At 64.8% G+C, this 25,080-nt stretch carries 23 protein-coding genes; 10 read left to right on the forward strand and 13 right to left on the reverse strand.

Features of this window, described 5'->3' with window-relative positions; all coding sequences use genetic code 11:
* Positions 1–41: 41 nt before the first annotated feature.
* A complete protein-coding gene (gene cydD / locus QP803_RS03700; protein ID WP_284946331.1) occupies positions 42–1,757 on the forward strand; it encodes a thiol reductant ABC exporter subunit CydD in 1,716 nt (571 codons plus the stop codon).
* On the forward strand, positions 1,754–3,373 hold the full coding sequence (locus QP803_RS03705; RefSeq protein ID WP_284946332.1) for an amino acid ABC transporter ATP-binding/permease protein: 1,620 nt from the start codon (positions 1,754–1,756) through the stop codon (positions 3,371–3,373). The genes cydD and QP803_RS03705 overlap by 4 nt, the downstream gene beginning before the upstream one ends.
* Positions 3,374–3,378: 5 nt before the next feature.
* Here QP803_RS03705 and QP803_RS03710 read toward each other — a convergent pair whose 3' ends face one another.
* From QP803_RS03710 to QP803_RS03720, 3 genes are read right to left on the reverse strand one after another with little or no spacing between them, the layout of a single operon-like run.
* On the reverse strand, positions 3,379–4,614 hold the full coding sequence (locus QP803_RS03710) for a cytochrome c (RefSeq protein WP_284946333.1): 1,236 nt from the start codon (positions 4,612–4,614) through the stop codon (positions 3,379–3,381).
* Entirely contained in the window at positions 4,611–6,809 is a 2,199-nt protein-coding gene (locus tag QP803_RS03715; RefSeq protein ID WP_284946334.1) for a xanthine dehydrogenase family protein molybdopterin-binding subunit, read from the reverse strand. Before QP803_RS03715 ends, QP803_RS03710 begins: the two co-directional genes overlap by 4 nt.
* Before the next feature lies 1 nt (position 6,810).
* Positions 6,811–7,263 carry a (2Fe-2S)-binding protein gene (locus QP803_RS03720; protein WP_284946335.1) on the reverse strand — a complete coding sequence of 151 codons (453 nt, stop codon included), beginning with the start codon at positions 7,261–7,263 and terminating at the stop codon, positions 6,811–6,813.
* A gap of 237 nt (positions 7,264–7,500) precedes the next feature.
* Between QP803_RS03720 and QP803_RS03725 the strand changes: the two genes are divergently transcribed.
* Together QP803_RS03725 and QP803_RS03730 are read left to right on the forward strand one after the other, a co-directional pair.
* Complete coding sequence (locus QP803_RS03725; protein ID WP_284946336.1) at positions 7,501–9,087, forward strand: FAD-dependent oxidoreductase; 1,587 nt, start codon at positions 7,501–7,503, stop codon at positions 9,085–9,087.
* 117 nt (positions 9,088–9,204) lie between these two features.
* A complete protein-coding gene (locus tag QP803_RS03730) occupies positions 9,205–9,480 on the forward strand; it encodes an HU family DNA-binding protein (RefSeq protein ID WP_284946337.1) in 276 nt (91 codons plus the stop codon).
* Positions 9,481–9,573: 93 nt separating this feature from the next.
* Here QP803_RS03730 and QP803_RS03735 read toward each other — a convergent pair whose 3' ends face one another.
* Positions 9,574–11,088, reverse strand: coding sequence for an amidase (locus QP803_RS03735; protein WP_284946338.1), 1,515 nt, complete (start codon positions 11,086–11,088; stop codon positions 9,574–9,576).
* A 13-nt stretch (positions 11,089–11,101) separates the two neighbouring features.
* Positions 11,102–11,419, reverse strand: a complete 318-nt coding sequence (locus QP803_RS03740) for a cupin domain-containing protein (RefSeq protein WP_284946339.1) — start codon at positions 11,417–11,419, stop codon at positions 11,102–11,104.
* Positions 11,420–11,699: 280 nt separating this feature from the next.
* Between QP803_RS03740 and QP803_RS03745 the strand changes: the two genes are divergently transcribed.
* From QP803_RS03745 to QP803_RS03765, 5 genes are read left to right on the forward strand one after another with little or no spacing between them, the layout of a single operon-like run.
* Positions 11,700–12,950, forward strand: coding sequence for an urea ABC transporter substrate-binding protein (locus tag QP803_RS03745; protein ID WP_284946341.1), 1,251 nt, complete (start codon positions 11,700–11,702; stop codon positions 12,948–12,950).
* Between the two features lie 32 nt (positions 12,951–12,982).
* The gene (locus QP803_RS03750; protein WP_284946344.1) at positions 12,983–13,849 is read left to right on the forward strand and encodes a branched-chain amino acid ABC transporter permease; all 867 of its coding nucleotides are present in this window, start codon (positions 12,983–12,985) and stop codon (positions 13,847–13,849) included.
* Positions 13,850–13,857: 8 nt separating this feature from the next.
* On the forward strand, positions 13,858–14,922 hold the full coding sequence (locus tag QP803_RS03755; protein ID WP_284946345.1) for a branched-chain amino acid ABC transporter permease: 1,065 nt from the start codon (positions 13,858–13,860) through the stop codon (positions 14,920–14,922).
* Positions 14,919–15,638: an ATP-binding cassette domain-containing protein gene (locus QP803_RS03760; protein WP_284946346.1), complete on the forward strand. Its 720-nt coding sequence runs from the start codon at positions 14,919–14,921 to the stop codon at positions 15,636–15,638. The genes QP803_RS03755 and QP803_RS03760 overlap by 4 nt, the downstream gene beginning before the upstream one ends.
* Positions 15,638–16,339, forward strand: coding sequence for an ABC transporter ATP-binding protein (locus QP803_RS03765; protein WP_284946347.1), 702 nt, complete (start codon positions 15,638–15,640; stop codon positions 16,337–16,339). The genes QP803_RS03760 and QP803_RS03765 overlap by 1 nt, the downstream gene beginning before the upstream one ends.
* A 7-nt stretch (positions 16,340–16,346) precedes the next feature.
* Here QP803_RS03765 and QP803_RS03770 read toward each other — a convergent pair whose 3' ends face one another.
* Positions 16,347–18,761: a bifunctional diguanylate cyclase/phosphodiesterase gene (locus tag QP803_RS03770; RefSeq protein ID WP_284946348.1), complete on the reverse strand. Its 2,415-nt coding sequence runs from the start codon at positions 18,759–18,761 to the stop codon at positions 16,347–16,349.
* A gap of 301 nt (positions 18,762–19,062) precedes the next feature.
* Here QP803_RS03770 and QP803_RS03775 point away from each other — a divergent pair, with 301 nt between their 5' ends.
* Positions 19,063–19,764 carry an SDR family NAD(P)-dependent oxidoreductase gene (locus QP803_RS03775; RefSeq protein WP_284946350.1) on the forward strand — a complete coding sequence of 234 codons (702 nt, stop codon included), beginning with the start codon at positions 19,063–19,065 and terminating at the stop codon, positions 19,762–19,764.
* A gap of 102 nt (positions 19,765–19,866) precedes the next feature.
* Here QP803_RS03775 and QP803_RS03780 read toward each other — a convergent pair whose 3' ends face one another.
* From QP803_RS03780 to QP803_RS03810, 7 genes are read right to left on the reverse strand one after another with little or no spacing between them, the layout of a single operon-like run.
* The gene (locus QP803_RS03780) at positions 19,867–20,559 is read right to left on the reverse strand and encodes an XdhC family protein (RefSeq protein WP_284946351.1); all 693 of its coding nucleotides are present in this window, start codon (positions 20,557–20,559) and stop codon (positions 19,867–19,869) included.
* Positions 20,556–20,879, reverse strand: a complete 324-nt coding sequence (locus tag QP803_RS03785; protein ID WP_284946352.1) for an XdhC family protein — start codon at positions 20,877–20,879, stop codon at positions 20,556–20,558. The genes QP803_RS03780 and QP803_RS03785 overlap by 4 nt, the downstream gene beginning before the upstream one ends.
* 33 nt (positions 20,880–20,912) lie before the next feature.
* Positions 20,913–21,764, reverse strand: coding sequence for an XdhC family protein (locus tag QP803_RS03790; protein WP_284946353.1), 852 nt, complete (start codon positions 21,762–21,764; stop codon positions 20,913–20,915).
* On the reverse strand, positions 21,761–22,378 hold the full coding sequence (locus tag QP803_RS03795) for a nucleotidyltransferase family protein (RefSeq protein ID WP_284946355.1): 618 nt from the start codon (positions 22,376–22,378) through the stop codon (positions 21,761–21,763). Before QP803_RS03795 ends, QP803_RS03790 begins: the two co-directional genes overlap by 4 nt.
* Entirely contained in the window at positions 22,375–23,544 is a 1,170-nt protein-coding gene (locus tag QP803_RS03800) for a vWA domain-containing protein (RefSeq protein WP_284946356.1), read from the reverse strand. The genes QP803_RS03795 and QP803_RS03800 overlap by 4 nt, the downstream gene beginning before the upstream one ends.
* Before the next feature lie 5 nt (positions 23,545–23,549).
* A complete protein-coding gene (locus QP803_RS03805) occupies positions 23,550–24,446 on the reverse strand; it encodes an AAA family ATPase (RefSeq protein ID WP_284946357.1) in 897 nt (298 codons plus the stop codon).
* Entirely contained in the window at positions 24,443–25,078 is a 636-nt protein-coding gene (locus QP803_RS03810; RefSeq protein WP_284946358.1) for an SRPBCC family protein, read from the reverse strand. The genes QP803_RS03805 and QP803_RS03810 overlap by 4 nt, the downstream gene beginning before the upstream one ends.
* Positions 25,079–25,080: the final 2 nt, after the last annotated feature.

Raw genomic sequence — 25,080 nt, forward strand, 5'->3', positions numbered from 1 at the left:
GAAGGGCCGAGGTTGCCCTTCCGTAATCTGAAGGTGCGGGCTTGGCCTTGATTTGGATCAAGGCCTGCGCGGCCGCCCTGCGGCACCTTGCGCTCATGGCACATGACGCTTCGGATCCATTGAAGGCACAACGCCGCGCCTGGTTGAAGGCGGTGGCGGCCGGTGGCGGCCGCAACAGCCGCATGGCGGGTTGGATGCTCATCCTCGACAGTCTCGCCGCCATCGGTTTCGCGGCGGCGCTCGCCTTCGGGTTAACCAGTCTGCCGCATGGTCTCAATGCCGCCTTGCCCTGGCTCATCCTCGGCGTCGCGAGTGCCGCCGCGCGCGGTGTGTGCGGCTTGATGTCGGCGCGTTTTGGCGCGGCGGCCGCGCGGGTCGCGAAGGCCGCGTTGCGGGACCGCATCGTGCGCGCGACATTGGCATTGCCCATTGGCTCTCGGCCCGCGACCGGCGCGCTGATGACGGCGGCGATCGACAAGGTGGAAACGCTGGATGGCTATATCGCCCGTTTCCTGCCGGCGAAAACGGCGGTTGCGGGCACATTGCTCGTGTTGATCGCGGCGGCATGGGCGAGCCTCGTCGGGGCCGCGATTCTCGCCTTCACCATGCTGCCGTTTGTGGTGCTTATGATCCTGGCCGGCGGGGCGGCTGCGGATAAGGCGCGCGCGCAGTTCGTGGCGATGATGCGCCTTGGCGCGCTCTTCGCGGACCGCATGCGTATCCTGCCGCTGGTGCTGGTTTTCCAGGCGGAGGACGCGGAAACGCAGCGGCTGACGGTGGCGGCGGATGAGCTACGCCGACGCACCATGGGTGTGCTGCGCATCGCCTTCATCAGCTCCGCCGGATTGGAGTTCTTCGCTGCCCTGTCGGTCGCCCTCGTCGCCGTCTATGTCGGCTTCAATTTGCTCGGGCTGCTGCCATCCTTCGTGCCGGAGCATCTGGTGCTCGGCCGCGCCTTCTTCGTGCTGGCTTTGGCGCCGGAATTCTATGCTCCGCTGCGTCGCATGGCTGCCGCCTATCACGACCGCCAGGCAGCCGAGACGGTGGCGGATGGTTTGATGGCGCTGGAAGCGATGGCGCCAGTTGCAGACATCGTAGCGCCTCGCTTGACCACGCCGCCGCGCATTCGCTTCGACCATGTCGGGTTGCGCTATCCCGGCGAAGACCGCGCGGCGCTCGCCGATTTGCACATCGATGTCGCACCCGGGCAAATCCTGGCCCTAGTAGGGCCGAGCGGTGTTGGCAAGACAACGGCGCTAAACCTGTTGCTCTGCCTGATGCCGCCATCGCATGGCGACATCACCATTGATGGTGCGCGTCTCTCGGACATGGGCGCATTGACGGCGTCGGTGTCCTGGATCGGCCAGGTGCCGGTGATCATGCCGGCCAGCATCGCCGCGAATATCGCGCTCTCCCGACCCGATGCGATACGCGCCGACATCGCAGCGGCGGCGGAACAGGCAGGCCTGGGCGCCATGCTCGCCGGTCGGCCGGAGGGGCTCGACACGATCCTTAATGAGCGTGGCAGCGGGCTTTCGGGCGGCGAGCGCCAGCGCATTGCCTTGGCGCGCGCGCTGCTCAAGCCGTCATCGATTCTGCTCATGGATGAGCCGACCGCGCATGTCGATGCGATGGCGGAAGGCGCGTTGATCGCCGCCATCAAGCGTGGTGCGCGGGGGCGCACGACGGTGATCGCCACGCATTCCGAGCGTCTGGCGGCGATCGCCGACACCGTCTTGCGATTGGAAATGGCATGACCGTTCTCGGCACCCTCATCGCTGCCGAGCGGCGGCGGCAAAGGCGCGGTCTCGCCCTCGCGGCTTTGGCGGCAGCGGTCGTGACCTCCGCTTCCGTGCTGCTGCTCGGCCTGTCCGGTTGGTTCATCACTGGCGCCGCCTTGGCCGGTATCGCGGGTCCGGTCGTCGCCAGCGCCTTCAACTATATGCTGCCCGCCGTCGGCATCCGCTTGTTCGCGATCCTGCGCACAGGCGGACGTTACGTGGAGCGGGTCGCAGGGCATGAGGCGGCGTTCCGTGCCCTCGCGCGTCTGCGTCCGGCACTGTTTCGCGCTATCCTTGCTGCACCCGTCGCTACGGCTTTGGGTCTGACCGTGGGCGATGCCTCGATGCGCATGGTGCAGGATGTGGACGCCATCGAGGCGCGTTTCGTGCGCCTCTCTGCGCCCTGGGGTGCGGTGGCCGGCCTCATTGCCGGCATGGCGCTGCTCATTCCCGCCGGCATCGCGCCTGCTGTGGCGACGCTGCTTGTGCTGGCAATGGCCGTGGTCGCGACATGGTTTTTGGCGCGGGCGTCCGAGACTTCGGGTCGTGCCGTGCAGCGCGCCAATGCGCGCCTCAAGCAGGAATACGCCACGATCGCCGCGGCCTCCGCCGAATTGCGTGCCTATGGCCTCGGCGATTGGGCCGCGACGCGTATTGCCACCGAAGGCGAGGCGCTGTTGACGGCGCAAGCCCGTGTCACGGCCTGGGGCGGCTGGTTCGCGCTCGTGCAGGGCGCGGCGCCGGGTATCGCCGCCATGGCGGCGCTTAGCTTGAGCGTGCATGCGCCGCTGCCATTGGCGGCGATGGCGGCCTTGGGTGCGGCGATGACCGTGGAGGGTGCCGGCGCCTGGCTGCGAGGATTTGAAGTGCGCGGAAGCCTCGCGGAATCCGAGGTGCGGCTCGATGCGGTCTTGAGCGCGACCGTTCCCGTGGTCACGCCACAAACCATGCGCGATCCGCCGGACATTGCGCTGTCATCGGCGCACTTCGTGCCGGGCACCATCGTCGGGCTGAGCGCGCCCTCCGGCAGCGGCAAGACGACGCTGCTGGAGCGGTTGGTGGGTCTGCGCGTCAGCGGCGACGCGCCCATCGCGGTCGGCGGCGTCGACATCGCCGAAGCGTCGACTGCTCAACTGCGGGCCTGCTTCGCCTATGCGCCGCAGGATGCGGCGCTGCTCTCGGGCACTGTGCGCGAAAACCTGTCGCTCGCGAGCCCTGCTGCGACGGAGGCGGAACTATGGGCCGCGTTGCAGGATGCTTGCCTGGATGAGCGTGTGAGGGGATTGCCTGCTGGCCTGGAGAGCTGGGTGGGTGAGAATGGCGCAGCCCTTTCGGGGGGCGAGCGTCGTCGTCTCGGCCTGGCGCGTGCCTATTTGCGCGACGCGCCCTGGATGTTGCTGGATGAGCCGACCGCCGGCCTTGACCTTATGACCGAGAGCCGGGTGATCGAAGCATTGCGGGCACGACTGGCGCGCAGCGGGCAGGGCGCCCTGATCGTGTCGCACCGTCCTGCACCTTTGGCGATCTGCCATGTGGTGCAGCACGGTGTGGACGGCCCCGCCGTCGCGGTCCCGTTAGGCGTCGCCGCCTGACGGCATCACGACCCGCCGAAAGGCGGTCCGCTTTTCGCATCGGGCGATTGCCGGGCATCGCCGATCTGTTTTGGCGTCACCTGACCCTGGCGGGCGCTGAACTGGCCGATGACGTAATTAGCGGCAGCCGCGAGTTCCTCGTTAGTATAGGCGCCCGTGAACCGATGCATGAACATCAGGCCGTGATCGGTGTCGATCTGGCTGCCGTTCGCCAACACCTGCACCATGTTGATGGCCGTCACGTCGCCGGTACTATGCGAACCACCCAGTGCGGCCCAGGGTGATTGCCGTCCGGTGCCGTTCGGCAGATGGCATCCGGCGCAGGCCCGGATGAAGATATGCTCCCCGAGCGACGCCGTCGTGATGGGCGTAACGGTCGCGGGCACGGCGCCCGGCCCATCCGACCGCGCGGGAATGCTGCGAAGATAGGTCACCATCGCGGCGATATCGTCCGGCTTCAGATAGCGCAGGCTGTATTCCACGGCCTCCGCCATGGGGCCGGAGGCCGGGCCATGGCCGGGCGCCTTGCCGGTCGAGAGGTATTCCGCCAAGGCGCCGTCGGACCAGGCGCCGAGGCCATGAACGGGGTCATTGGTCAGGTTATAGGCAAGCCAATTGGCTTGCACGGCACCGGCGAATTGCCGCCCACTTTTCGCCTGCATGAAGTTGCGGGGCGTGTGGCATTCGCCGCAATGGCCCAGAGCCTCGACCAGATAGGCACCGCGATTCCACGCCGCCGATTGCGAGGCATCGGTTTGCAGGCGCGAATCTGGGTTGTTGACGAGGTTCCAAAACACCATCAGCCAGCGCTGGTTGAAGGGGAAGCCAAAGTTGTTGGGCCGCGCTTCGGCATGAACCGCCGGCAGCGTGAAGAGATAGGCCTTGATCGACAGAGCGTCGTCATCGCTCATCTTGGTATAGGACGGATAGGGCATCGCCGGGTACAGATGCTGCCCGCGACGGCCGACGCCACGATGAATGACGCGCAGCCATTGCGCATCGGTGTATTGCCCAATCCCCGTCTCGGCATCCGGGGTGATATTGGGCGAGTAGAGCACGCCGAAAGGCAGTTTGAATTCACGACCGCCAGCGAAGGCGGTGCCGTTTGGCATGGTGTGGCAAGCGGCGCAATCGGCCGCCCGCGTCAGGTATTCGCCGCGCTGAACAAGATCGGACGGCGCTGCCTGGGCGACGACGGGAAGCCCGATCGTCAATGCGAGGGCGAGCAGAAAACGCCTCATGAGGACACCAACTGTCCCGTGCCGAAGGGTATTCGGCGCAAGCGCCGTCCCGTAGCGGCGAAGATGGCATTTGCGAGGGCGGGCGCGGCCGCGACCGTCCCCGTCTCCCCGATGCCGCCGATTTCACCGTCGGGATTGTGGACGATATGGACTTCGACCTTTGGCGCCTCATCGATTCGCATGATGCGGTAGTCGTGGAAGTTGCTTTGATCGACGCGGCCATTGGTCAGGGTGATTTCGCTGTACAGCGCCATCGTCAGACCGAAGATGAGGCCGCCCTGCACCTGCGCCGCCAAGGTATCGGGATTGACCACGGGTCCGCAATCCACCGCGACATCGGCGCGAATCAGCTGCACCTCCCCATCGCTGCCGACAGCGACTTCCAGCACCGTCGCCATATAGGTCTGGAAGGCATATTGTAGCGCCACACCACGGCCATGGCCCGCCGGCAAAGCGCCGCCCCAGCCGGATTTCTGCGAGACGAGATCGAGCACGCCGAGGGCGCGGGGATTCTTCGTCAGCAGCTTGCGGCGGAAGGCGATCGGGTCCTGCTTCGCGGCAGCCGCCAATTCATCCATGAAGCCTTCCATGACGAAGACATTATGGGTGGGCCCAACGCCGCGCCACCACAGTGTCGTGACGGCATCGGGCTCGGACTGAACCCAGGCGACCTGATGGGTCGGAAACTCATAGGGTGTATCGGCCGAACCTTCGACCGTATCAGGGTCAAGCTTGCCGCCCTCCTGCATACCCGGCGGTGCCCAGCGTGCCAGAACGGAGGAGCCGGTGGTGCGGTGCGACCAGCCGGTGACATTGCCGGAGGCATCGAGACCCGCCGAGATCTTGTCATAATAATACGGCCGATACAGATCGTGCCGAATATCCTCCTCACGCGTCCAGATCAGCTTCACCGGATAAGGAACGTGCTTGGCGATCCGCGCCGCTTGGGTGATGCTATCGACATCGAGGCGACGGCCGAAGGCGCCGCCCATGAACTGGTTGTAGACGCGCACACTGTCCTGCGGCAGGCCGGTTTCCTTCGCCACCGTCATTTGCGCGCGCACCGGCACCTGCGTGCCGACCCAAACATCGGCGCCATCGGGGCGGACATGGATGGTAGTGTTCATCGGCTCCATCGGCGCATGCGCCAGGAAGGGAAGCTGGTAGACGGCGTCATGCTGGGACGCGGCGCCTTTAATCGCGCCATCGACATCGCCGACCTTCTTGGCGATGAAGCCGTCCTTGTTCGAATCCTGGGCGAGGGTGGCGATCATGCCTTTGGTATCGGTTTGTCCGTTCGGCCCGTCATCCCAGACAGGGTTCGCGGCCTGCAACCCCTTCATCGCCGCCCACATGTGATCGCCAATGACGGCCACGACATTGTCGAGTTGCACGACGTCGCGCACGCCCGGCACGGCGCGGGCGGCTTTTTCGTCAATCCGCACCAGCTTGCCGCCCAGCACCGGGCTTGCAGCCACGGTGCCGATCTTCATGCCGGGCACCTTGATGTCCATGCCGAAGACCGAGGTGCCGTTGACCTTCGCCGGCGTATCCAGCCTACGCGGGGAGGTGCCGATGAGCTTGAACTGCGAGGAGGGTTTGAGCGCGACATGCGTCGGCACCGGCTGCTTGGCAGCGTCATTGGCGAGATCGCCGTAAGCAAGGGTCTGCCCGGTCGGCCCATGCACCACGCCGCGCGCAGCCGTGCAGGTTGACGGATCAACAGACCATTTCGCGGCAGCAGCGGCGATCAGCATCATTCGCGCGGCGGCACCGGCCTCACGCAAGGGCTTCCAACTGCCACGAATGGAGGCGGAGCCGCCGGTTGCCTGCTCCCCCAGCAACGGATCAGTATAGAGCTTGAGGTTGGGCGGCGCCGCCTCGACCATGATCTGGTCCATGCCGACTTCGAGTTCTTCGGCGAGCAGCGTCGATGCACCCGTGTAGATGCCCTGGCCGCATTCGGTATTGCGCATGATGAAGGTGATGACGCCCTTCGGATCAATGCGGATGAAGGCATTGGGCTCGAAATCGCCATCGAAATCCGGTGGCGTCATCGGCGTCGCCTGCGCCAGGTATTGTGACGCGCTGGCGGTGGAGATGAGATGCATGCCGATCATCAGACCGCCGCCCGTGGCGAGGGTTGCTTTGAGCAGGCCGCGGCGGGAGAGTGTACGGGGTGCGACGGCGTTCATCTCACGCCTCCGCCGCTGCATGGATGGCCGCGCGGATGCGCACATAGGTACCGCAGCGACAGATATTGCCGGCCATCGCCATGTCGATATCGGCGTCGCTCGGCTTGGGTGTTGCATCGAGCAGGGCGGTCGCGGCCATGATCTGGCCGGACTGACAATAGCCGCATTGGACGACTTCGTGGTCTAGCCAAGCCTTCTGGATCTTCGCACCGCTCGGCGTGTCCCCCACTGCTTCGATCGTGGTGATGGGCTGGCCCGCCACACTCGCGGCCGGAAGGAGGCAAGACCGCACGGCGTTGCTACCGACATGGACGGTGCAGGCGCCGCATTGCGCGATGCCACAGCCGAACTTGGTTCCGGTCATGCCGAGCACATCCCGCAGCACCCAAAGCAGGGGCATATCCGGCGGTACATCGACATCATGCGTGTTGCCGTTAATCATGAGTTGGAACATGCCGATGGTCCTTCCGCGTGAGCGCGATCGCCGGTCAACCTACCAGCATCGCGGAAGCATGAGCAGATCGCCCCTTCATCGGTGCGATCCATGCAGCCATATGGATTTTAAGAGATATCCGAGATGGCTTCTGGAACCTTCGGGGATTCGAAGGGCAGGGACGTGCCCGAGGCTGTCGCTGCCCGTTACACGATCCCGTGAAGGGATGCCGATTACGATTGCGATAAGGATGCCGTTATGCGCGCACAAACATTACGCTCCGCCCATCCCCTCGCGATCGGCATCTGGGATGTGGCAGCGGCTTCGGCGATTCCTGACGGTGGCTTGCTCGCCGTCCAGGTCGGGGAGCAGGCCTTGTTGCTCAGCCGTGTTGGTGAGGAGGTGCATGCTGTCAGCGGAACCTGCCCACACGCCGGCGCACCCTTGGCTGAGGGAGTCCGCTGCGGGCACCACATCGTGTGCCCGTGGCACAAGGCGAGCTTCGATCTGCGCACGGGCGCCCGCATGGAACCGCCGGCGGTGGACGGTCTGCGGCGGTTTCCGGCACGCATTGTGGGCGGACGCGTGCTGCTGACACCGCCGGGCGACCTGACAGAGCCGGTCGCAGGCCCCGCAGACAGCCGTTGCTTCGTTATCCTGGGCGCCGGCGCGGCGGGGCAATCCGCCGCGCAGACCCTGCGCGCGGAGGGCTTTGGCGGCCGCCTGGTGATGATCAGCCGTGAGGATGCGCTGCCCTATGACCGCACCATCCTGAGCAAATACACCCTCTCTGGCCAAGAAGGCGGTGAGAAGACGCCCTTGCAGGAGGCGTCCTTCTACGAGCGTCATCGCATTGAGCGTCGCATGGCGGAGGTGACGCAACTCGACACCGTCGCGGGCAGCGTGTCCTTCGAGGATGGCAGCATGCTTGCCTATGACGCCGCACTTGTGGCGACAGGGGGTGTGCCCCGCCGGCCCGATCTGCCCGGGGCGGAGCTTGCGGGGATCTTCCTGCTGCGCGCCCCGGCCGATGCCGAGGCGATTCTGGCGGCCACCCAGAGCGCCCGGCATGTGGTCGTGGTCGGCGGCGGGTTCATTGGCATGGAAGCGGCGGCGAGCCTTCGGGAGCGGGGGCTCGACGTGACCGTCGTCCTGCCTGAGGCGGTGCCCTTCGAAAAGCAGGTCGGGCGGGATATCGGCGCCGTGTTCGCGCGCCTGCATGAGGAGAAGGGCGTGGTGCTGCGCAGCCACCAAACCGTCGCGGCGTTTGAGGGCGAGGGGCGGGTGCGGGCGGTTCTGTTGGAGGGTGGGGAGCGTATCGCCGCCGACCTGGTTGTGCTGGGTTCGGGCATCACCCCGGCGACCGGCTTCATCCAGGGACTCGACATGACGGACGACGGCGGAGTCGCAGTGGACCGGTTCCTCTGCGCCCGCGACGGGCTTTACGCCGCTGGCGATCTGGCGTCCTTCCCGATTTTTGGGGACGGCCCGGACACCCGGATCGAGCATTGGCGCGTGGCCCAGCAACAAGGGCGGGCCGCTGCGCTGAACATGCTCGGCCGCCGCGTGGCCTTCGAGGCCGTGCCCTATTTCTGGACGATCCACTTCCTCAAGCGTCTCGACTATGTCGGGCACGCGACCGAGTGGGACGATATCCTTGTTGATGGCAGCTTAGAAAAGCCCGAATTCGTAGCGCTCATGGTCAAAGGGGGCCGGGTCGTGGCTGCACTCGGCTGGGACCGGGACGCGGATATGGCGCGGCTGCTGTGCCTGCTGGAACACCGTCGGGATTGGGCACCGCATGCCCTTCTGGCCGCGCTGGCCAAGGTGCCGTCGGTCACGTGAGAGCCCATGTTTCCGGGGGTGCTCACGTTTTCGCGAACTTGAAAAAGCCCGAGATTGCGTGACATTGGGGCGCGGCCATGCTTCCTGCACCCCTCACTCACGTCAGGACGAAACTCTATGACCTTTAACGAACTCATCGATCACGTGGCTAAGACGACCGGTATGGGCAAGGAAGGCGTCAAGAAGATTCTCGACACCACTGTGCATACCCTGGTCGAGCAGGCGAAGGCCGGCGAAGACGCCGTCATCGCCGGCTACGGCCAGTTCAAGGTGAAGGACACCCCGGCTCGCCAGGGTCGTAACCCCGGCACCGGCGCGACCATCGAAATCGCCGCCGCCCGCAAGGTTGCCTTTACGCCCGCGAAGGCCCTCAAGGACGCCTTGAAGGCCTAAGACCCGCGTCTCGTGGCGGAATACGCTCCGCTTTTCCGCCCTACGCGCGCCATGCCTGTAGGGCGAAAATCGTAGCGCATTCCGCCGGCGGACTCAGAACTCCCGCCAATTGCCGCTGCCCTCAAAGGCGGCGGCGGCGGCGTAGATGGTGCTCTCGTCCCAATGCTTGCCGATCAGCATGGCGCCCACGGGCAGCCCGTCACTGAGGCCGCAAGGGATCGACATGGCCGGATGGCCCGTCACATCCGTCGGCGCCGTATTGGCGATCATCTCGAAAGCCCGCATGACATAGGTGGTCAGATCGGCATCGGCGTCGGGAATGGGCGTCGCGACCATCGGCAAGGTCGGCATCAGCAGTAAATCATACTGACCAAGCGCCGTGTCATAGGCAGCGCCGAGACGACGGGCGATGTTCTGCGCCTTGGCGTAGAAACGTCCGCGGTAATGCTTGGTGAAATACTCCCCGACGAACATGCTGATCTTCAGTGAGTCCGAAAGATCATTGGCGCGCTCCCGCCAGGACGCATGCGCATCCATCAGGCCGACATTGTATTGGCCCTTCCAATTGAAGCCCATGCCGTTGCCATGCATCATCTGCACTTGCAGACCCTCGTTTCCGATCGGTGACCAGATGTCCTTGCCGATTCGATGCATGGGCACGGACACCTCTTCGACGACCGCACCCAGTTCGGCGAAGCGGGCGCCGGCGGCACGCACCTTCGCGTCGACACCCTCCTGCGAATTCGCCCAGCCAAAGCCTTCCGTGACGATGCCGATGCGCATGCCCTGCACACCGCGCCCCAGCGCCTCGGTATAGCGCGCGGTCTTGCAGCCGGCCTGGCGCGGGTCCAGCCCGTCCGGCCCCGCCAGCACTTCCAGAAGCAGCGCATTGTCGGCGACCGTCGCGGTCATCGGGCCGGTATGGTCGATCGTCGTTTCGATCGGCATCACGCCGGTATAGGGCACCAGACCCCAGGTGCCTTTCATGCCGTAAATGCCGCAGAAGGAGGCGGGGATGCGGATCGAGCCGCCCTGGTCTCCGCCAATGGCGAAATCGACGTCCCCGGCGGCGACGAGAGCGGCCGAGCCGGAGGAGGAGCCACCGGCCGAATAGCCCCGCTTATGCGGGTTATGCACGGGGCCGAGTGCGCCGGTATGGCTGCCGCCGGACAGGCAGAAGGCCTCGCAATGCGCCTTGCCCAGAATCGTGGCGCCGGCATCCAGCATGCGCGTGACGATGGTCGCATCCTGATCGGGCATATAGCCTTCGAGTGTGGCGGAGCCGTTCATCATCGGCACACCGGCGAGGCAGACATTGTCCTTCAGCGCGACGGTCTTGCCGAGCAGCGGCCCGCTTTCGGCGCCTTTGACGATGGATTTGACATACCAGGCGTTGTGCGGGTTTTCGGCGCCGATGGGCTGATAGCCCGGCGTGCGCGGATAGGTGACGATGGGCTTCTCGTCGGGCAGTTCATCGACGATCGTGTAGGACGCGACGGCCGCATCCATGAGGCTGTGGAACTCCAACAGCCGTTCCGGCGTCAAGGTCATGCCAAGGTCGAAGACAATATCTTCAAGCTGGGAAAGGGTCGGTTTCTCGATACTCATCTCGTTGCGTCTTTCACAAAAAGCCTATCGCCTGGGGTCGCTTTATCTCGATCTCGATAAAGGACAGGAAATGGTCTGAACCGTTCATCACGTCATGCTCAATGCCGGGCGGCCGATCGTAGCTCTGCCCCTTTTCGAGATGCACATCGGTCACTTCATGTCCGTTATGGACACGCAATGTTCCCGCCATCAGCATCACGACGAAATAGGGCCAGCCATGAACGTGCCAGCCGGTGACGGCGCCCGGTGCGAAATCCCATCGCGTGATGCGCAGGTCCTCGTCATCGCGTTGAACGACGGGCACCGCCGGAATGGTGCAGGTGAAGGCCATGGCTATGCTCCAATCGGAGCCTTAGCATCCGACGTTTTGCCTGGGGCGGCAACATGGCTGGTTAGGTTTTCATCATTTGTCCGGATTTCCCCGCGCATTGTTCAGGAAATGAGCAGTCGAGACTCAGGCATTTGCGAGATCGCCTCTTTGTTTGGCGCACCCTTGGGCATCGGGCCCGGCGGGGCCGGGTGGCATAGGCCTTGCATCAGCAAAGGTGAGATTGGCCGCGTGCGGCAGATCCCTGACCCTCTCGCTTGCCCATTACCCTAAGGACATTCGCATGGACCGATCGACCACTACGCGCCGCGGCTTCGTGAAGATGGGGGCCGCCGTTGGCGCCGCCACACTGGCGACGCCGTTCATTGCCCGCAACGGGCTTGCCGCGACGCCGATCAAGGTCGGCTGCCTGCTCGACCAGTCCGGCGCGCTTGGCGTCACCGGCCAGCCGATGCTGCAAGCGACGCAATACGCGATCTCCGTCATCAACGACGCCGGCGGTCTTCTTGGGCGCCCGCTGCAGCTCATTACCTACGACACACAGTCCAGCATGCAGCTCTACACCCAGTATGCGCAGCAACTGGCGCTGAAGGATCGGGTCGCCGTGGTGCATGGCGGCATCACCTCCGCGTCCCGCGAAGCCATCCGCCCTGTCTTCGACCGTTTCAAGACGCTGTATTTCTACAATACCCAGTACGAAGGCGGTGTTTGCGACCGCAACATCTTCTGCACCGGCACCACGCCCGCGCAGACGGTGAGCAAGATCGTGCCCTATACGATGAAGAATTTCGGCAAGAAGGCCTATATCGTCGCGGCGGATTACAACTACGGTCAGATCACGTCCAAGTGGATGACGAAGTATACGCGTGAGGCCGGCGGCAGCATTGCTGAGATTGACTTCTTTCCGCTCGACGTCACGAACTTCTCGGCCGCCATCGGCAAGATCCAGCAGGCCTCGCCGAATGTCGTGCTGTCAGCGCTGGTCGGCGCCAACCACTTCGGCTTCTACCGCCAGTGGGCCGCCGCCGGCATGAAATCCAAGATCCCCATGGCCTCCTCGACCTTCGGCATCTCTAACGAGCTGAACACGATGGATGCGGCCACAACCGAAGGTATCGTGACCGCCTACGGCTGGTATCCGACAGTGCCGACGCCCGAGACCAAGGCCTTCCAGGACGGCATGACGAAGATGTTCGGCGCCAAGCTGCCGATGTTGAGTGAGCTGGCATCGGCCTCCTACGAAGGCATGATGTTCTGGGCCGAAGGCGTGAAGAAGGCTGGCACGGTCGATCGGGTCAAGGTCATCGACGCGCTGGAAAGCGGCCTGTCGATCGATGGTCCGGCCGGCAAGGCGGTGATGGATCCGGCGACCCATCATGTCATTCACAACACATTCCTCGCAAAGCCCGTCAATCGCGTCTGGAGCATCATGGACACCTTCCCGGCCGCCCCGCCGGCCGATACCGCAGCCGTCTGCGACTTGCTGAAATTCCCGCGCACCGACAAGCAGTTCATCGTCGACGTGAAGAGCTGATTGCGGGCGCGGGCGGAGAGGGAGACGGCGGCATGGACCTGACAGGGCTCCTCGCGTTCAATGTGTTGGTTGGGGTCGGAACCCTTGCCTTGATCACCGTCGGCCTCGGCGTGATCTATGGCATGATGAAGATCATCAACCTGGCGCATGGGGAATTCATGATGCTGGGCGCCTATGCGACCTATGTCTCCACCTCCGCCGGCCTGAATATCTGGATCGCCATGCTGGTTGTGGCGCCCCTGTTCGTCGGCCTCGTCGGGCTGGTGATCGAGCGCACGATCATTCGCTTTCTCTATGGCCGAATGATCGACACCATGCTGGCGACCTGGGGCCTCAGCCTTGGGTTGATCGGCCTCACGACAAGCATCTTTGGCAATGACCCGCGCGGAGTCTCGACCCCGCTGCATAGCTTCGCGATCGGCCGCTTCGATGCGAGCCTATATGGCATCGTCATCATCGTGGTGGCTGTCGCGGCGCTGGTGGGGCTGTTCGCCATGCTGCGCGGAACGCGGTTCGGTCTGATTGTGCGCGCAACGATGCAGAACCCGAACATGGCAGCGGCGCTCGGTGTGGCACCGCCGATGATCTATATGGCGACCTTCGCGCTGGGCGCGGCGCTGGCGGGTCTTGCCGGCGGCGTGCTGGTGCCGATCTCGGGCGTGTCGCCGGTGATGGGCGCGGCTTTCATCGCCAAAGCCTTTATCACCGTGCTGGGCGGCGGCGCTGCCATCGTCACCGGCACCGCGCTCGCCTCCACCCTCTTTGGCATCATCAATGAACTCGTGTCCTTCAAATCCACGCCGGTGATCGGCGAAGTGGCCCTGCTGCTCGCGGCGGTGGTGATGATCCGCGTGCTGCCGCAAGGCATCACCGGTCGCTTCCTGAAGCGCAGCCTGTGAGCGCCGCCATGACACCACGCCGCAAGATGCCCGCCATTTCGGCCGGCTTCATCTCCGTCGTCATCGTCGGCATCGTGCTGCTGCTCGGCTTGCCCTATTTGACCGACACCTTTGGCCTGTTGCAGATGACGGTCTTCGCGGCCATGGCGATCTTCGCCCTCAGCCAAGGTTTCGTTTGGGGCTTCGGCGGCATTCTGTGCTTCGGCCAATCCGCCTTCCTCGGCCTCGGTGGCTATGCCTATGCCGTCGCTGCCCTGAATATGGGCGACACGACTTGGCCGGTCATCCTGTCCGTCATCGTGCCGATGCTGTTCGCGGCGCTGCTCGGCTATTTCATGTTCTACGGTCGCATCAGCGACGCCTATATCGGCGTCATTACGCTGACCGTGACGATCATCCTGTTCAATCTGATCAACTCGACCTCGGGTGACATCTACCACATCGGGGCCGCGCCGCTCGGCGGCTTCAACGGCATCCCCTCTGTGCCGGCGCTGAACATCCCCGGCCATCCCGACGATCAGCTCGATCCGCAGGGGCTGTGGTATGCGGCGATGGGCGCGCTGATCCTGTGCTATGTCATCCTGCGCATGATCCTCGCCAGCCGGTTCGGCCGCGTGGTGGTGGCCATTCGCGAGAATGAAACGCGCGCCCAGTTGCTCGGTTACGATCCCCGTATGTTCAAGCTGCTGACCTTCGTCATCGGCGCCGGCGTCGCCGGACTCGCGGGCTGCGTCTATACCAACTGGGGCGCCTTCATCAGCCCGACCGTTTTCAACCTCACCATGTCCGCGCAGGTGATCATCTACGTGCTCATCGGCGGCCTCGGCACCTTGGTCGGGCCGATCCTCGGCGCGGTCGGCATCCAGTATCTGATCATCCTGGCCGGCGGCCAGCACGTCATCGATCCGAACCTGTTGCTCGGCGTCGTCCTCGTAGCCTTCGTGCTGCTGGTGCCGCAGGGTCTGGTGCCGGTCGTGCGGAACGTCTTTCTCCGCTTCCGCCCCATTCGGCGAGAGGTACCGGTGATGACGCCTGAACCGCCGCTTTCCGGCCATGCGGAGCCGGGGCAATGAGCGTTCCTCTATTGGAGGCTCAGGGCGTCACCATGCGCTTTGGCGGTGTCGCCGCCGTGCAGGAGGTGAACTTCGTTCTGAAGGAAGTGGAGCTGCGCTGCCTGATCGGCCCCAATGGCGCCGGCAAAAGCACCTTCTTCAAGATCCTGACAGGCCAGCTGAAGCCCACGGAAGGCGTCATCCGCTTTCGCGGCAAGGACATCACCGGCATCAACCCGCATGAAATCGCGCGCCTCGGCGTCGGTATCAAGACGCAGGTGCCCAATGTCTTCAACGGCCTGACGGTGCGCGAAGGCATCGGCATCGCGGCCGGCCGGAAAAAGTCCATGCGGCGGGCCAACCAGATTGTGGAGGAGACGATGGATCTTCTCCAGCTCACGCCGATTGCCGATCTGCTGGTGGGGCAGCTCGCCCACGGCCAGCGCCAATGGGTCGAGATCGCGACGGTGCTGGCTCAGGAACCGGAACTGATCCTGCTCGATGAACCGGCAGCGGGCATGACGCATGAGGAGGTTTTGCGCACCTCCAAGCTGATCCAGATGATCAACCAGAAGCGGGCGCTGATCGTGGTCGAGCACGATATGCAGTTCATTCGCATGATCGCCAAGACGGTCACCGTCTTCAATCGCGGTCGCATTCTGATCGAGGATCAGGTGGACGCCGTGCTCGCCGATTCCCAGGTGCGGGACGTCTATCTTGGAAAGCAGGCCCACTAATGCTCCAGGTCACCGATCTTCGCTCCGGCTATGGTCGCATTCCGATCCTGGCCGGCATCACCCTCTCGGTCGCGGCGGGGGAGTTCGTCGGGATTCTTGGCCATAACGGCATGGGCAAATCGACGCTGCTGCGCACGCTGATGGGCTATTTGCCGGCAACCGGCGGGGATATTACCTTCGAGGGCCGCAGCCTGAAGGCGCTGTCACCCACGGCCCGTGCGCGCCTCGGCATCGGCTATGTGCCACAGGGTCGTGAGATTTTCCCGAGCCTGAGCGTCTATGAAAACCTGCGCATGGGCTGCCTCCTTGCCAAGCAGGATGAGAAATCGACGATCCAGAGCATCCTTCAGGACTTTCCGAGGCTTGAGCGATTGCTGGAACGACCGGGCGGCGCGCTGTCGGGCGGTGAGCAGCAGCTTCTCGCCCTCGCGCGGTGCCTTTGCGGTGCGCCGAAGTTCATCTTGCTCGACGAGCCGACGGAAGGCATCCAGCCCTCGATCATCGAAGAAATGATTGAAACATTGCAGCGCCTCGGCCAGCAACGGTCGCTCACCATCTTGCTGGTGGAGCAGAATCTGAACTTCATCACCGCGCTGTCGCAGCGGGTGCTGATCCTTCAGAAGGGACTGATCATCCGCGAAGTGCCGCCCGATGTCGCGAAGGATCGCGTGATGATGGAAGAATATGTCGGCATGGTGTGAGGCGGCGTCAGGCACCTTTGGGTGGCGTGAACAGCGCAGCCTGCATGCCGGCGATGGCATCCTCGGAAAAGCGGTCCATCGCCGCCGGGCGGCCGAGCAGGTAGCCCTGCACCAGATCGGCACCCTGCGTGCGGATGATCGCAAGCTGATCCTCGGTTTCCACGCCCTCGACTGTGACGGTAAGCCCGAGGTTGTGGCCGAGTGCGATGATGGCCTTGACGATCGTCGTGGCTTCTTCCCGGTGGCCGAGGTCTGGCACGAAGGATTGGTCGATCTTGATTTTGTCGAAACGAAACAAGCGCAGATAGCTGAGCGCCGAATAGCCGGTTCCGAAATCATCCAGCGCCAGGCGGATGCCCATGCTCCGCAGGCTCGACAGGATTGTCACGGCCCGCGCGGCGTCATCGATAAAGACACCTTCGGTGATTTCGATTTCAAGACGCGCAGGATCGAGACCGGTGCGGGCGAGGGCGGCGGCGACGATCGCCGGCACATCCGACGTGCGAAACTGAATCGGGGAGACGTTTACGGCAACACCGCGCGGCACTGGCCATGATGCCGCCGCAGCGCATGCCGCATCGATCGTCCAATGGCCAATTTGGCTGATCGCGCCGCTTTCCTCTGCAAGGGGGATAAAAGCACCCGGCGAAATCAGGCCACTTTGGGGATGTCGCCAGCGCAACAGAGCCTCGAAAGACGGCACATCGCCGGTGTGGCAATTCACCACGGGCTGATAGACGAGTTCTAATTCCCCGCGCTGGCTCGCATCCCGCAGTTCCTGCTGCAATTGCCGGCGTTCGAGCGTGGCGTCATTGGTGGACGCCTCAAAAAAGCGGACCGAGCCAAGGGCCGCGTCCTTGGCCTGATCCACGGCGGCGGCGGCGGCGCGGAGAAGCGCTTCCGCATCATCACCGTCACCCGGATACATGGCGACTCCGATCGAGGCGCCGATGGAGATATGCGCCCCGTCGAACAGAATGGGCCGGTCAAGCGTCCCCAGCAGCCGGTTTGCGAAGGTCGAAACCCTGCCGGGCATCTCTGCATGGGTCAGAACGATCGCGAATTCGTCCCCGCCGATGCGGGCCAGCGTATCCGTGGCGCGCAAGGCCTGTTTCAGGCGCTGGCCGACCTCGATCAGCACGGCGTCACCGGCGGCATGACCGACCACGTCATTGATCGGTTTGAAGCGATCGAGATTGAGATGCAGAACGGCGACGCTGGTGGAATCCTGAACCGCAGCCTGCATGGCGCGGCCCAATCGCTCCCGCAACAGGAACCGGCCCGGAAGGTCTGTCAGACGGTCATGATGGGCAAGGTGCTCGATCCGCGCTTCGTTCCGTTTGCGCTCGGACAGATCCCGCAAAGCGATTGCCGTCGCGCCAGCGCCCTGGAACTCGATTCTGCGGCTAGAGAACTCGACCGCGACCTGCTTTCCGGTCGCGGTCGTAATCGCCATCTCCTCCGGCCAATTCTCCTCGACATCATCCATTTGGTCCCGAAGCAGGACAGGCACGCTGTTTTTGGCAAAGAGCCGTTCGATCGGCATGCCGACGATCTCTTGAACGGGCATGCCGAACAGGCGCGCGCCCGCGCTGTTCACTTCAAGAACGATGCCATGGCGCAGGATCATCATGACTTCATGGGCGAGATCGTTGAGCACACGCATGCGGGTGAATTCCTGCATCGTGCGTTCTGCGAGATGCCTTTCGACGAGCGTCGCCGCCAGGCTGATCGCGAGCAGGACTGCGCTGACCGCCGCCACCGCAAGGGCAAGAATGCCAGAACCGAGCACATTGCCGCCGGTCGGCAGAGCCGGGCCCGGCACGACCCGAAGAGCGGCCATGCCGATGAAATGAAGCGTGAAGACCGACAGGCCGAGCCAAAACGAGACTTCGATCTGGCGCAGGAGCGTCCCGGCATGTCGGGCGCGCCCCAGCGCCAACATTGCAAGAGCAAGGCCGCATGCGATGGAAAGGGCGACACCTTCGTGGGAAAAGGCAAGATGTCCCGGCAGCCGCATCGCGCTGACGCCGGTATAATGCATGCCGGCGATGGCGAGGCCGAGGATCGCGCCGCCCAAGACGACGCCGACAAGCCGCAAGGCGATCAGCCGCCAGACCAGGAACGCGATCAGCACGCCCCCCACGGCGATGGCGATCGAGGCAACCGTCGTCCTCACATCATAAGCGATGGGCATCTGCCGCATGAAGGCGAGCATGGCAATGAAGTGCAGCGTCCAGATGCTGCAGCCGAATACGGCGGCGGCGGCGATGAGCCAGCTGATGGCGGCCCGCGCCGGAAGGGCCTGCGCCCGCGTGATGAGCGTGACGGTGGAAAAGCTGCCGAGGCCGCAGATCAGCGCCGCCACAAGGACAAGTCGAAGGTCATGGTCCCGAATGATGCACGTGATACCTTGATACATCTACGACTTCGGTCTGCAGGCGGGATTGGTCACAATTGGTTTAGGTCCTAGAGGTGCTGCTACATTAGGAGGAATTGCGCATTTGGATGCACAACCAAGACCATCGTAGAGGCGGCTTTCTTCCTAAGCGGTTATCGGCTCATGCACGGGTTCGGTTCAGGACCATGGGTCGCCCTGTCCGTGGTAAGATGACAGCCCAGGGTGGGGCTTGCGCATGGATTTTGTTGTGCGGTGTCAGTCTGCCGTCACAGCCTGCCATGCAGCTGCGCTTATACGCCCTCATTCACAAGGATAATCGGCAATGGCGAGCTTCCCCTATCGCACCGCACTGATCATTGGCGCGGGCGCCGGCATCAGCGCCTCTCTGGCGCGCGCTCTCACCGACGCCGGCCTCGGCGTCGGGCTCGCGGCCCGAGGCGTCGATAAACTGGCGCCGCTGGCGGCCGAGACGGGTGCCCTGACCTTCGCCGCTGACGCAGCCGACCCCGCCTCGGTCGCAGCGCTATTCGCGGCAGCGGATGCCCAACTCGGCACGCCCGATCTCGTCATTTACAACGCCGGCGCGCGCGCGCCTGGCCCGATCGCTGATCTCGACCCCGAAACGGTCCGCCAGTCGCTCGCCGTGACCGCCTTCGGCGGGTTCCTGGCCGTGCAGCAAGCCGCGCGCCGCATGATCCCGCACCGGCATGGCGCCATCCTGCTGACAGGCGCGACCGCCAGCACCAAGGGATTTGCACTCTCCTCCGCTTTCGCCATGGGTAAGTTCGCCTTGCGCGGGCTGGCGCAGAGCGCGGCCCGCGAACTCGGCCCGCAAGGTATTCACGTCGCCCATTTCATCATCGACGGCGGAGTGCGGAGCGCCGCGCGGCCTGATCCTGAGGGACGGCCAGACAGCATGCTGTCTCCGGATAGCGTGGCCCAGACCTATCTCGATGTGCTGCGCCAGCCGCGCGACGCCTGGTCGATGGAAGTGGAACTGCGGCCCTGGGTGGAGAAGTTCTGAGGTCCGCGCAAGTCTCGTTCGCGCTTACTCCCACGTCATGCTCTGCCTGCGCAGAGCATGACGAAGAGACTTGGATCACGGATCAACCTGATCGATCGAGCCCTAACGCACCCAGGTCAGCGTCGAGCCCCGCCGGACGGAGACGAGTTCGGCGAGGATCGACAGCGCGATCTCCGGCGCGGTGACGGCGGAAATCGGCAGGCCCACGGGCCCTTTGATGCGCGCCAGGCTATCCGGCGCGTGGCCGAGTTCGGCCAGCCGGCCCAGCCGGGTCGCGTGCGACTTCCGCGAGCCCAGGGCGCCGATATAGAAGGCCGGCGACCGCAAGGCGCGATCCAGCGCAGGATCATCGAGCTTCGGATCATGCGTGAGCGCGATGACCGCGCTTCGGGCGTCCAGCGCCACCAGGTCCAACGCCTCGTCCGGCCAATCCTGCATCATGGCAATACCCGGAAAGCGCTCCTCCGTCGCGAGCGCCGGGCGTGGGTCGATGACGATGGTGGCGATGCCCAGAGGCTCGGCCAGACGCACCACCGCCTGGGCGATATGGACCGCGCCGATGATGAAAAGCCGCAGCGGTAGGTTATGGACATGCAGGAACCACTGCGTGCCACCAATCTCGACCGTCTCGTTGCGGTCGGTTTCGAGCGCCCGTGCCGCGACTTGATTGAGAGCGGCATCCGCGTCCGGCGAGGGCAGAATATGCTGCGCGCCATCTGGCAGGCGGGTCGCCAGCACCAAGGGCCGCTTGTCGGTTTCGGCCTGAAGCAAGGCCGCCCTGATCTCCGGCGTCATTCCACCTCTTCCACGAAGACCGTCAATCGACCGCCGCAGGCGAGACCGATTTCCCAGGCTTTCTCGTTCGACACGCCGTAGTCCAGCACTTGCGGGCGATGGTTGGTCAGTGTGGCGAGACCTGCTTCGGCCACCGCGCTTTCGACACAGCCACCGCTGACGGAGCCGATGATCCGGCCACTTTCGGCCACCGCCATCTGGCTGCCGACGGGCCGGGGCGAACTGCCCCAGGTGGCGATGACAGTGGCCAGGGCCACACGCTCCCCCTGATCGCGCCAGGCGCTGACCTGGCTGAGAATATCTTCCAATCCACCGCTCATGATGATGTCCCCGTCTTCGCGTCCGTCTTCATCTTATTTAGGGCGGGCATCGGTCGGGGCCAAATGGCTTGCGGCCCGCTGCGTCGGGCGCCGACGTTCCCTCACGATCTCCGCCAGGATCGACAGCGCGATCTCCTCAGCCGTGACCGCACCGAGATCGAGCCCCGCCGGCGCATGCAGCGCATCAAGCCACGGGGCCGCGCAGCCTTCCGCCTGGAGCGCCGCCTTCAGCACCGCGACCTTGCGCGCGGAGCCGACGAAGGCGGTGTAGCGCGCGCCAGTCGCGAAGGCGGCCTTCAAAGCCTCAGAATCGCCACGGCCCTGGGTCGCGACGACGATGAACTCATCGGTGGTCGCCCGCGCGCCTGTATAGCCATCCGCCAGCGCCTCTGCGGCGGCAAAGGCCGCGTGATCCGTCGCCGGTGCTTCGATCGCCACCTCAAATCCCATCAGCGGCGCCAGGGTGGCGAGCGCCATCGCAACCGGGGAGGCGCCGCAGATCCGCAGGCGCGGCAACGGCAACACCGGTTCCACGAAGACGTCCATGGTGCCCTTGCTGGCGCAGAAGTTGCGCGCGAACTGCACGCCGTTTCGCGTCTCACCGGCTTCGACCTGGCTTTCGCGCAGCTGCTCCTCCGGCTGGACGGAGACGAGGCGCGGCTGGCCATCGGCCAGGGCGTCCTTGGCGGCACGCAGCACCGCGCCACGCGCGCAGCCGCCGCCGATCCAACCCGCACCGACTGTGCCATCCGCCAGGATCACCGCCTTGGCGCCGGCCTTGACGGCGGTGGCCGAGACCGTTCGGACCACGGTCGCGAGGGCATAGGGTTCGTGACGCCGCTTCATCGCGGCAATGACATCCGCCATGTCGGCCAGGACCGTCATGGGCGATCCGCCAGCGCGCGGGCTTGCAGCGCCGCGTACTCGTCCGGCGTGTCGCAGTCCCTGATAAACGCCTCATCGCCCAGCTCGATTTTCGCGACGAGATCGGGATGGCTGTCGATCAGTCTGCGGCAGCCGACATTCAGGCCGCCGTTGGCAATTTCAGGAATGTGGTGGGCTGCGAACATCACCGGGTTGCCGCGTGCCCCGCCGCTGAAGGGCACGAAGATCGACTTTCCCGCCTCCGCCGTCGTGTAGGCGTCGCGCAGAGCGCGAAGATGGGCCGGCGTCAGCAAGGGCTGGTCGCCGAGCACGACCATAACGGCCTGGCAGAATTCGGTCAGGGCGCGGATACCGGTGATCACCGATCCCGGCTGGCCCTCGGCATAGGCCTCGTTATGGACGAAGCGCACCGGCAATCCCTCCAGCGCCGTGACCACATCCCCCGCCCGATAGCCTGTGACGACGACGACCTCCGCCGGTGGAATGCCGAGCACCGCGCGCACCACGCGCCGCACCATCGGTTCCCCACCGACATCGAGCAGCAGCTTGTGCCGCCCCTCCATGCGCGAGGAGAGGCCGGCGGCGAGGACCACGGCGGAAACGATCGGTGTCACAGCACCTCCAACAACGACCCGAGCGCTGCCTCCAGAGTCTTCAACGAATTGGCTGCTGCGAAGAGATCGACATGGGGCAGGGCTTCCCGGATACCGCGCGCCAAAGGCTCATAGCGCGGATCGGCCTTGGCCGGATTGAACCAGGCGATGCGATGCGCGCGCCGCGACAGGGCCGCCATTTCGGCGCCGAGCACACCGGCCGGTCCGGTATCGTAGCCGTCACTCGCGATGATGACGACGGTACGCGAATTGACCAGCCGGCCATGCTGCCGGTTGAAGGCGGCCAGGCATTCGCCGATACGCGTGCCGCCGGCCCATCCGGCCGACAGCAGTTGCAGGCGTTCCTGCGCCCGCCATGGGTCGGGATCGCGGAGCGCATCCGACACATGGGTGAGTTGGGTGTGGTACAGGAAGACGTGGACATCGCCGAGTTCCAGGGCCAGCGCCCGCGCGACGCGCAGGTAGAAAAAGCTGACCAGGGACATCGACCGGCTGACATCGAGCAGCAGAACCAGGCGTGGCCGGACGCGGCGCGGCACCCGGAACCGTAAATCGTTGGGCGACCCGCCGCTCGCGACGCTCAGTCGCAAGGTGCGCCTCAGGTCGATGCGGCTGCCCCGCGCGCGGCTTTGCTCCCGCCGTGTGCGCAAGCGCTTGATCCGGCTGGCGAAGCTGCGAATGGCGGTTTCGATCGCATAGGTTTGCAGCTTGTCGTTCAGCGATCGGAAATCGGCATCCGCGATGCTGCGGGCGGCACTGGCGCCATCGCGCGCCGTGTCGTCACCGGGCAGGCCGGTGTCATCCTCCGCCTCGTCTCGCTGTAACACAGGCCCGGCGCGGCCGGCCTGGCTGCCGGCTTCATCCGAGAAGGCCACCTGTCCGGCCCCGCCGGCGCGGCTTTCGACCAGCGCCTTGCGATTGGGCGGCATCCAGTAGCTGTCGAACAGGTCGTCGAACCGCGCCCAATCATCGGCGCGGGCACAGAGCAGGCTGCGCCAACCCCAGCGCAGCGGTTGCTCATCCATGATGCCAGTGACGGTCGCGAGCGCCACCGCGTCCTCATTCTCCCGGATGCCGATGACGAAGCCATTGCTTCGCAAGGTCGCCACGAAGCCCGCCATGCGAATGGTGGCGGCGGTTCCGGCCTCCGTCACAGTGAGGGCCATGCGACCTAGCTTGCCAAGGCCAGTAGGCGGTCCAGCACCACGGGCTCTATGGCGCGGACATCCTCATGCGTCTTGAGGAGCGCCGACAGGGTTTCGCGGATGCGGTCCGGCCCCGCTTCGTCGAGGCTGGAGATGCCGAGGCCGAGGATGGCGGCCGCCCAGTCCAGCGTTTCCGCCACGCCGGGCTGCTTCTTGAGGCCTTGTTGGCGCAGAGCCTGGGCGAATTCCACGATTTGCCGACCGAGCCGATCGGCGATGCCGGGAAGCCGCAATTGCACGATCGCCAGCTCCTTCGCGAAGCTCGGATAGCTGAGATAATGATAGAGGCAGCGGCGGCGCAGCGCGTCCGACAATTCGCGCGTGGCGTTGGACGTCAAGACGACCAGCGGAATGCTGGTCGCGCGGATCGTGCCCATTTCGGGAATGCTGACCTGGTAGTCGGACAGCACTTCCAACAGAAAGGCTTCGAAGGCCTCATCGGCGCGATCGACTTCGTCGATGAGCAGAACGGGCGGCACAGCCTGCGTCAAAGCCTCCAGCAGCGGGCGCTTGAGCAGGTATTTTTCCGAGAACAGTGCGTCCTCCTCCACCCGGCTTGCACCCGCCGTTTCGGCCACGCGAATGGCAAGAAGCTGGCGCTGGTAGTTCCATTCATAAAGGGCGTGGTGAACGTCCAGCCCCTCGAAGCATTGCAGACGGATGAGCGGCGTGCCGCGCGCCCGTGCCAATGCCTTAGCAATTTCCGTCTTGCCGACGCCGGGGTCGCCCTCAACCAGCAAAGGGCGCCCAAGATCGGCCATCAGCAGCAGTGTCGCTGCCAGGTCCCGCTCGGTGATATAGCCTGAGGCTTCGAGGCTGGTTTGCATGGCCGCGATGGCGGCCATCCGGGTCTCGGCTGTCATGTCGCCTTTGTGCGACGAAACAGGCCGCCGACAAAATCCTTGATCACCGCCCAGACCAGGGACAGCGCATTGAGCTTGATGTCGGCGGCCGGCGCCGGCGCCTGCACGGCGACAACCGGGGTCGGAGCTGCAGCGCTCGTGGTGGTGCTCATCGCGGCGACCGGCTGTGCCGCCTGGATGGCGGCGGCATGTGCACCGAGATTGGTGAAGAATTTCCCGAGCAGCACTTCCGACACGCTGTTCATCAGCCGCGCGCCGAAGGCCGCGACCTTGCCCGTGACCGAAACCTCGGACTTGCCGCTCAGGCTCGATCCGCCATCTGGCAGGGCCTGCACCCAGGCATGCAGATCGAGCGACGCGCCCGAGGTGCCGCCGGTATCCGAGCCGGTGCCGATGATATGCATGCGGCGCTCGACCGGATCGGCCGAGGCCACTTCGATATTGCCTTTAAAGCTGACCGTCGCCGGCCCGAGCTTGACGGTGACGGTGCCCTTGTAATGGGTCTCGTCCACCCGCTCAGTGATCTTCGCGCCCGGCAGGCAGGCGGCAATGCCTTCCATGTCCTTCAGCATTTCCCAGGCGAGATCCGGGGTCAGCGGCAGGTCGAGGCTTTTGTCGATGGTGATTTTCATGA

The sequence above is a fragment of the Acidisoma sp. PAMC 29798 genome, from assembly GCF_030252425.1.
Lineage (GTDB): Bacteria > Pseudomonadota > Alphaproteobacteria > Acetobacterales > Acetobacteraceae > Acidisoma > Acidisoma cladoniae.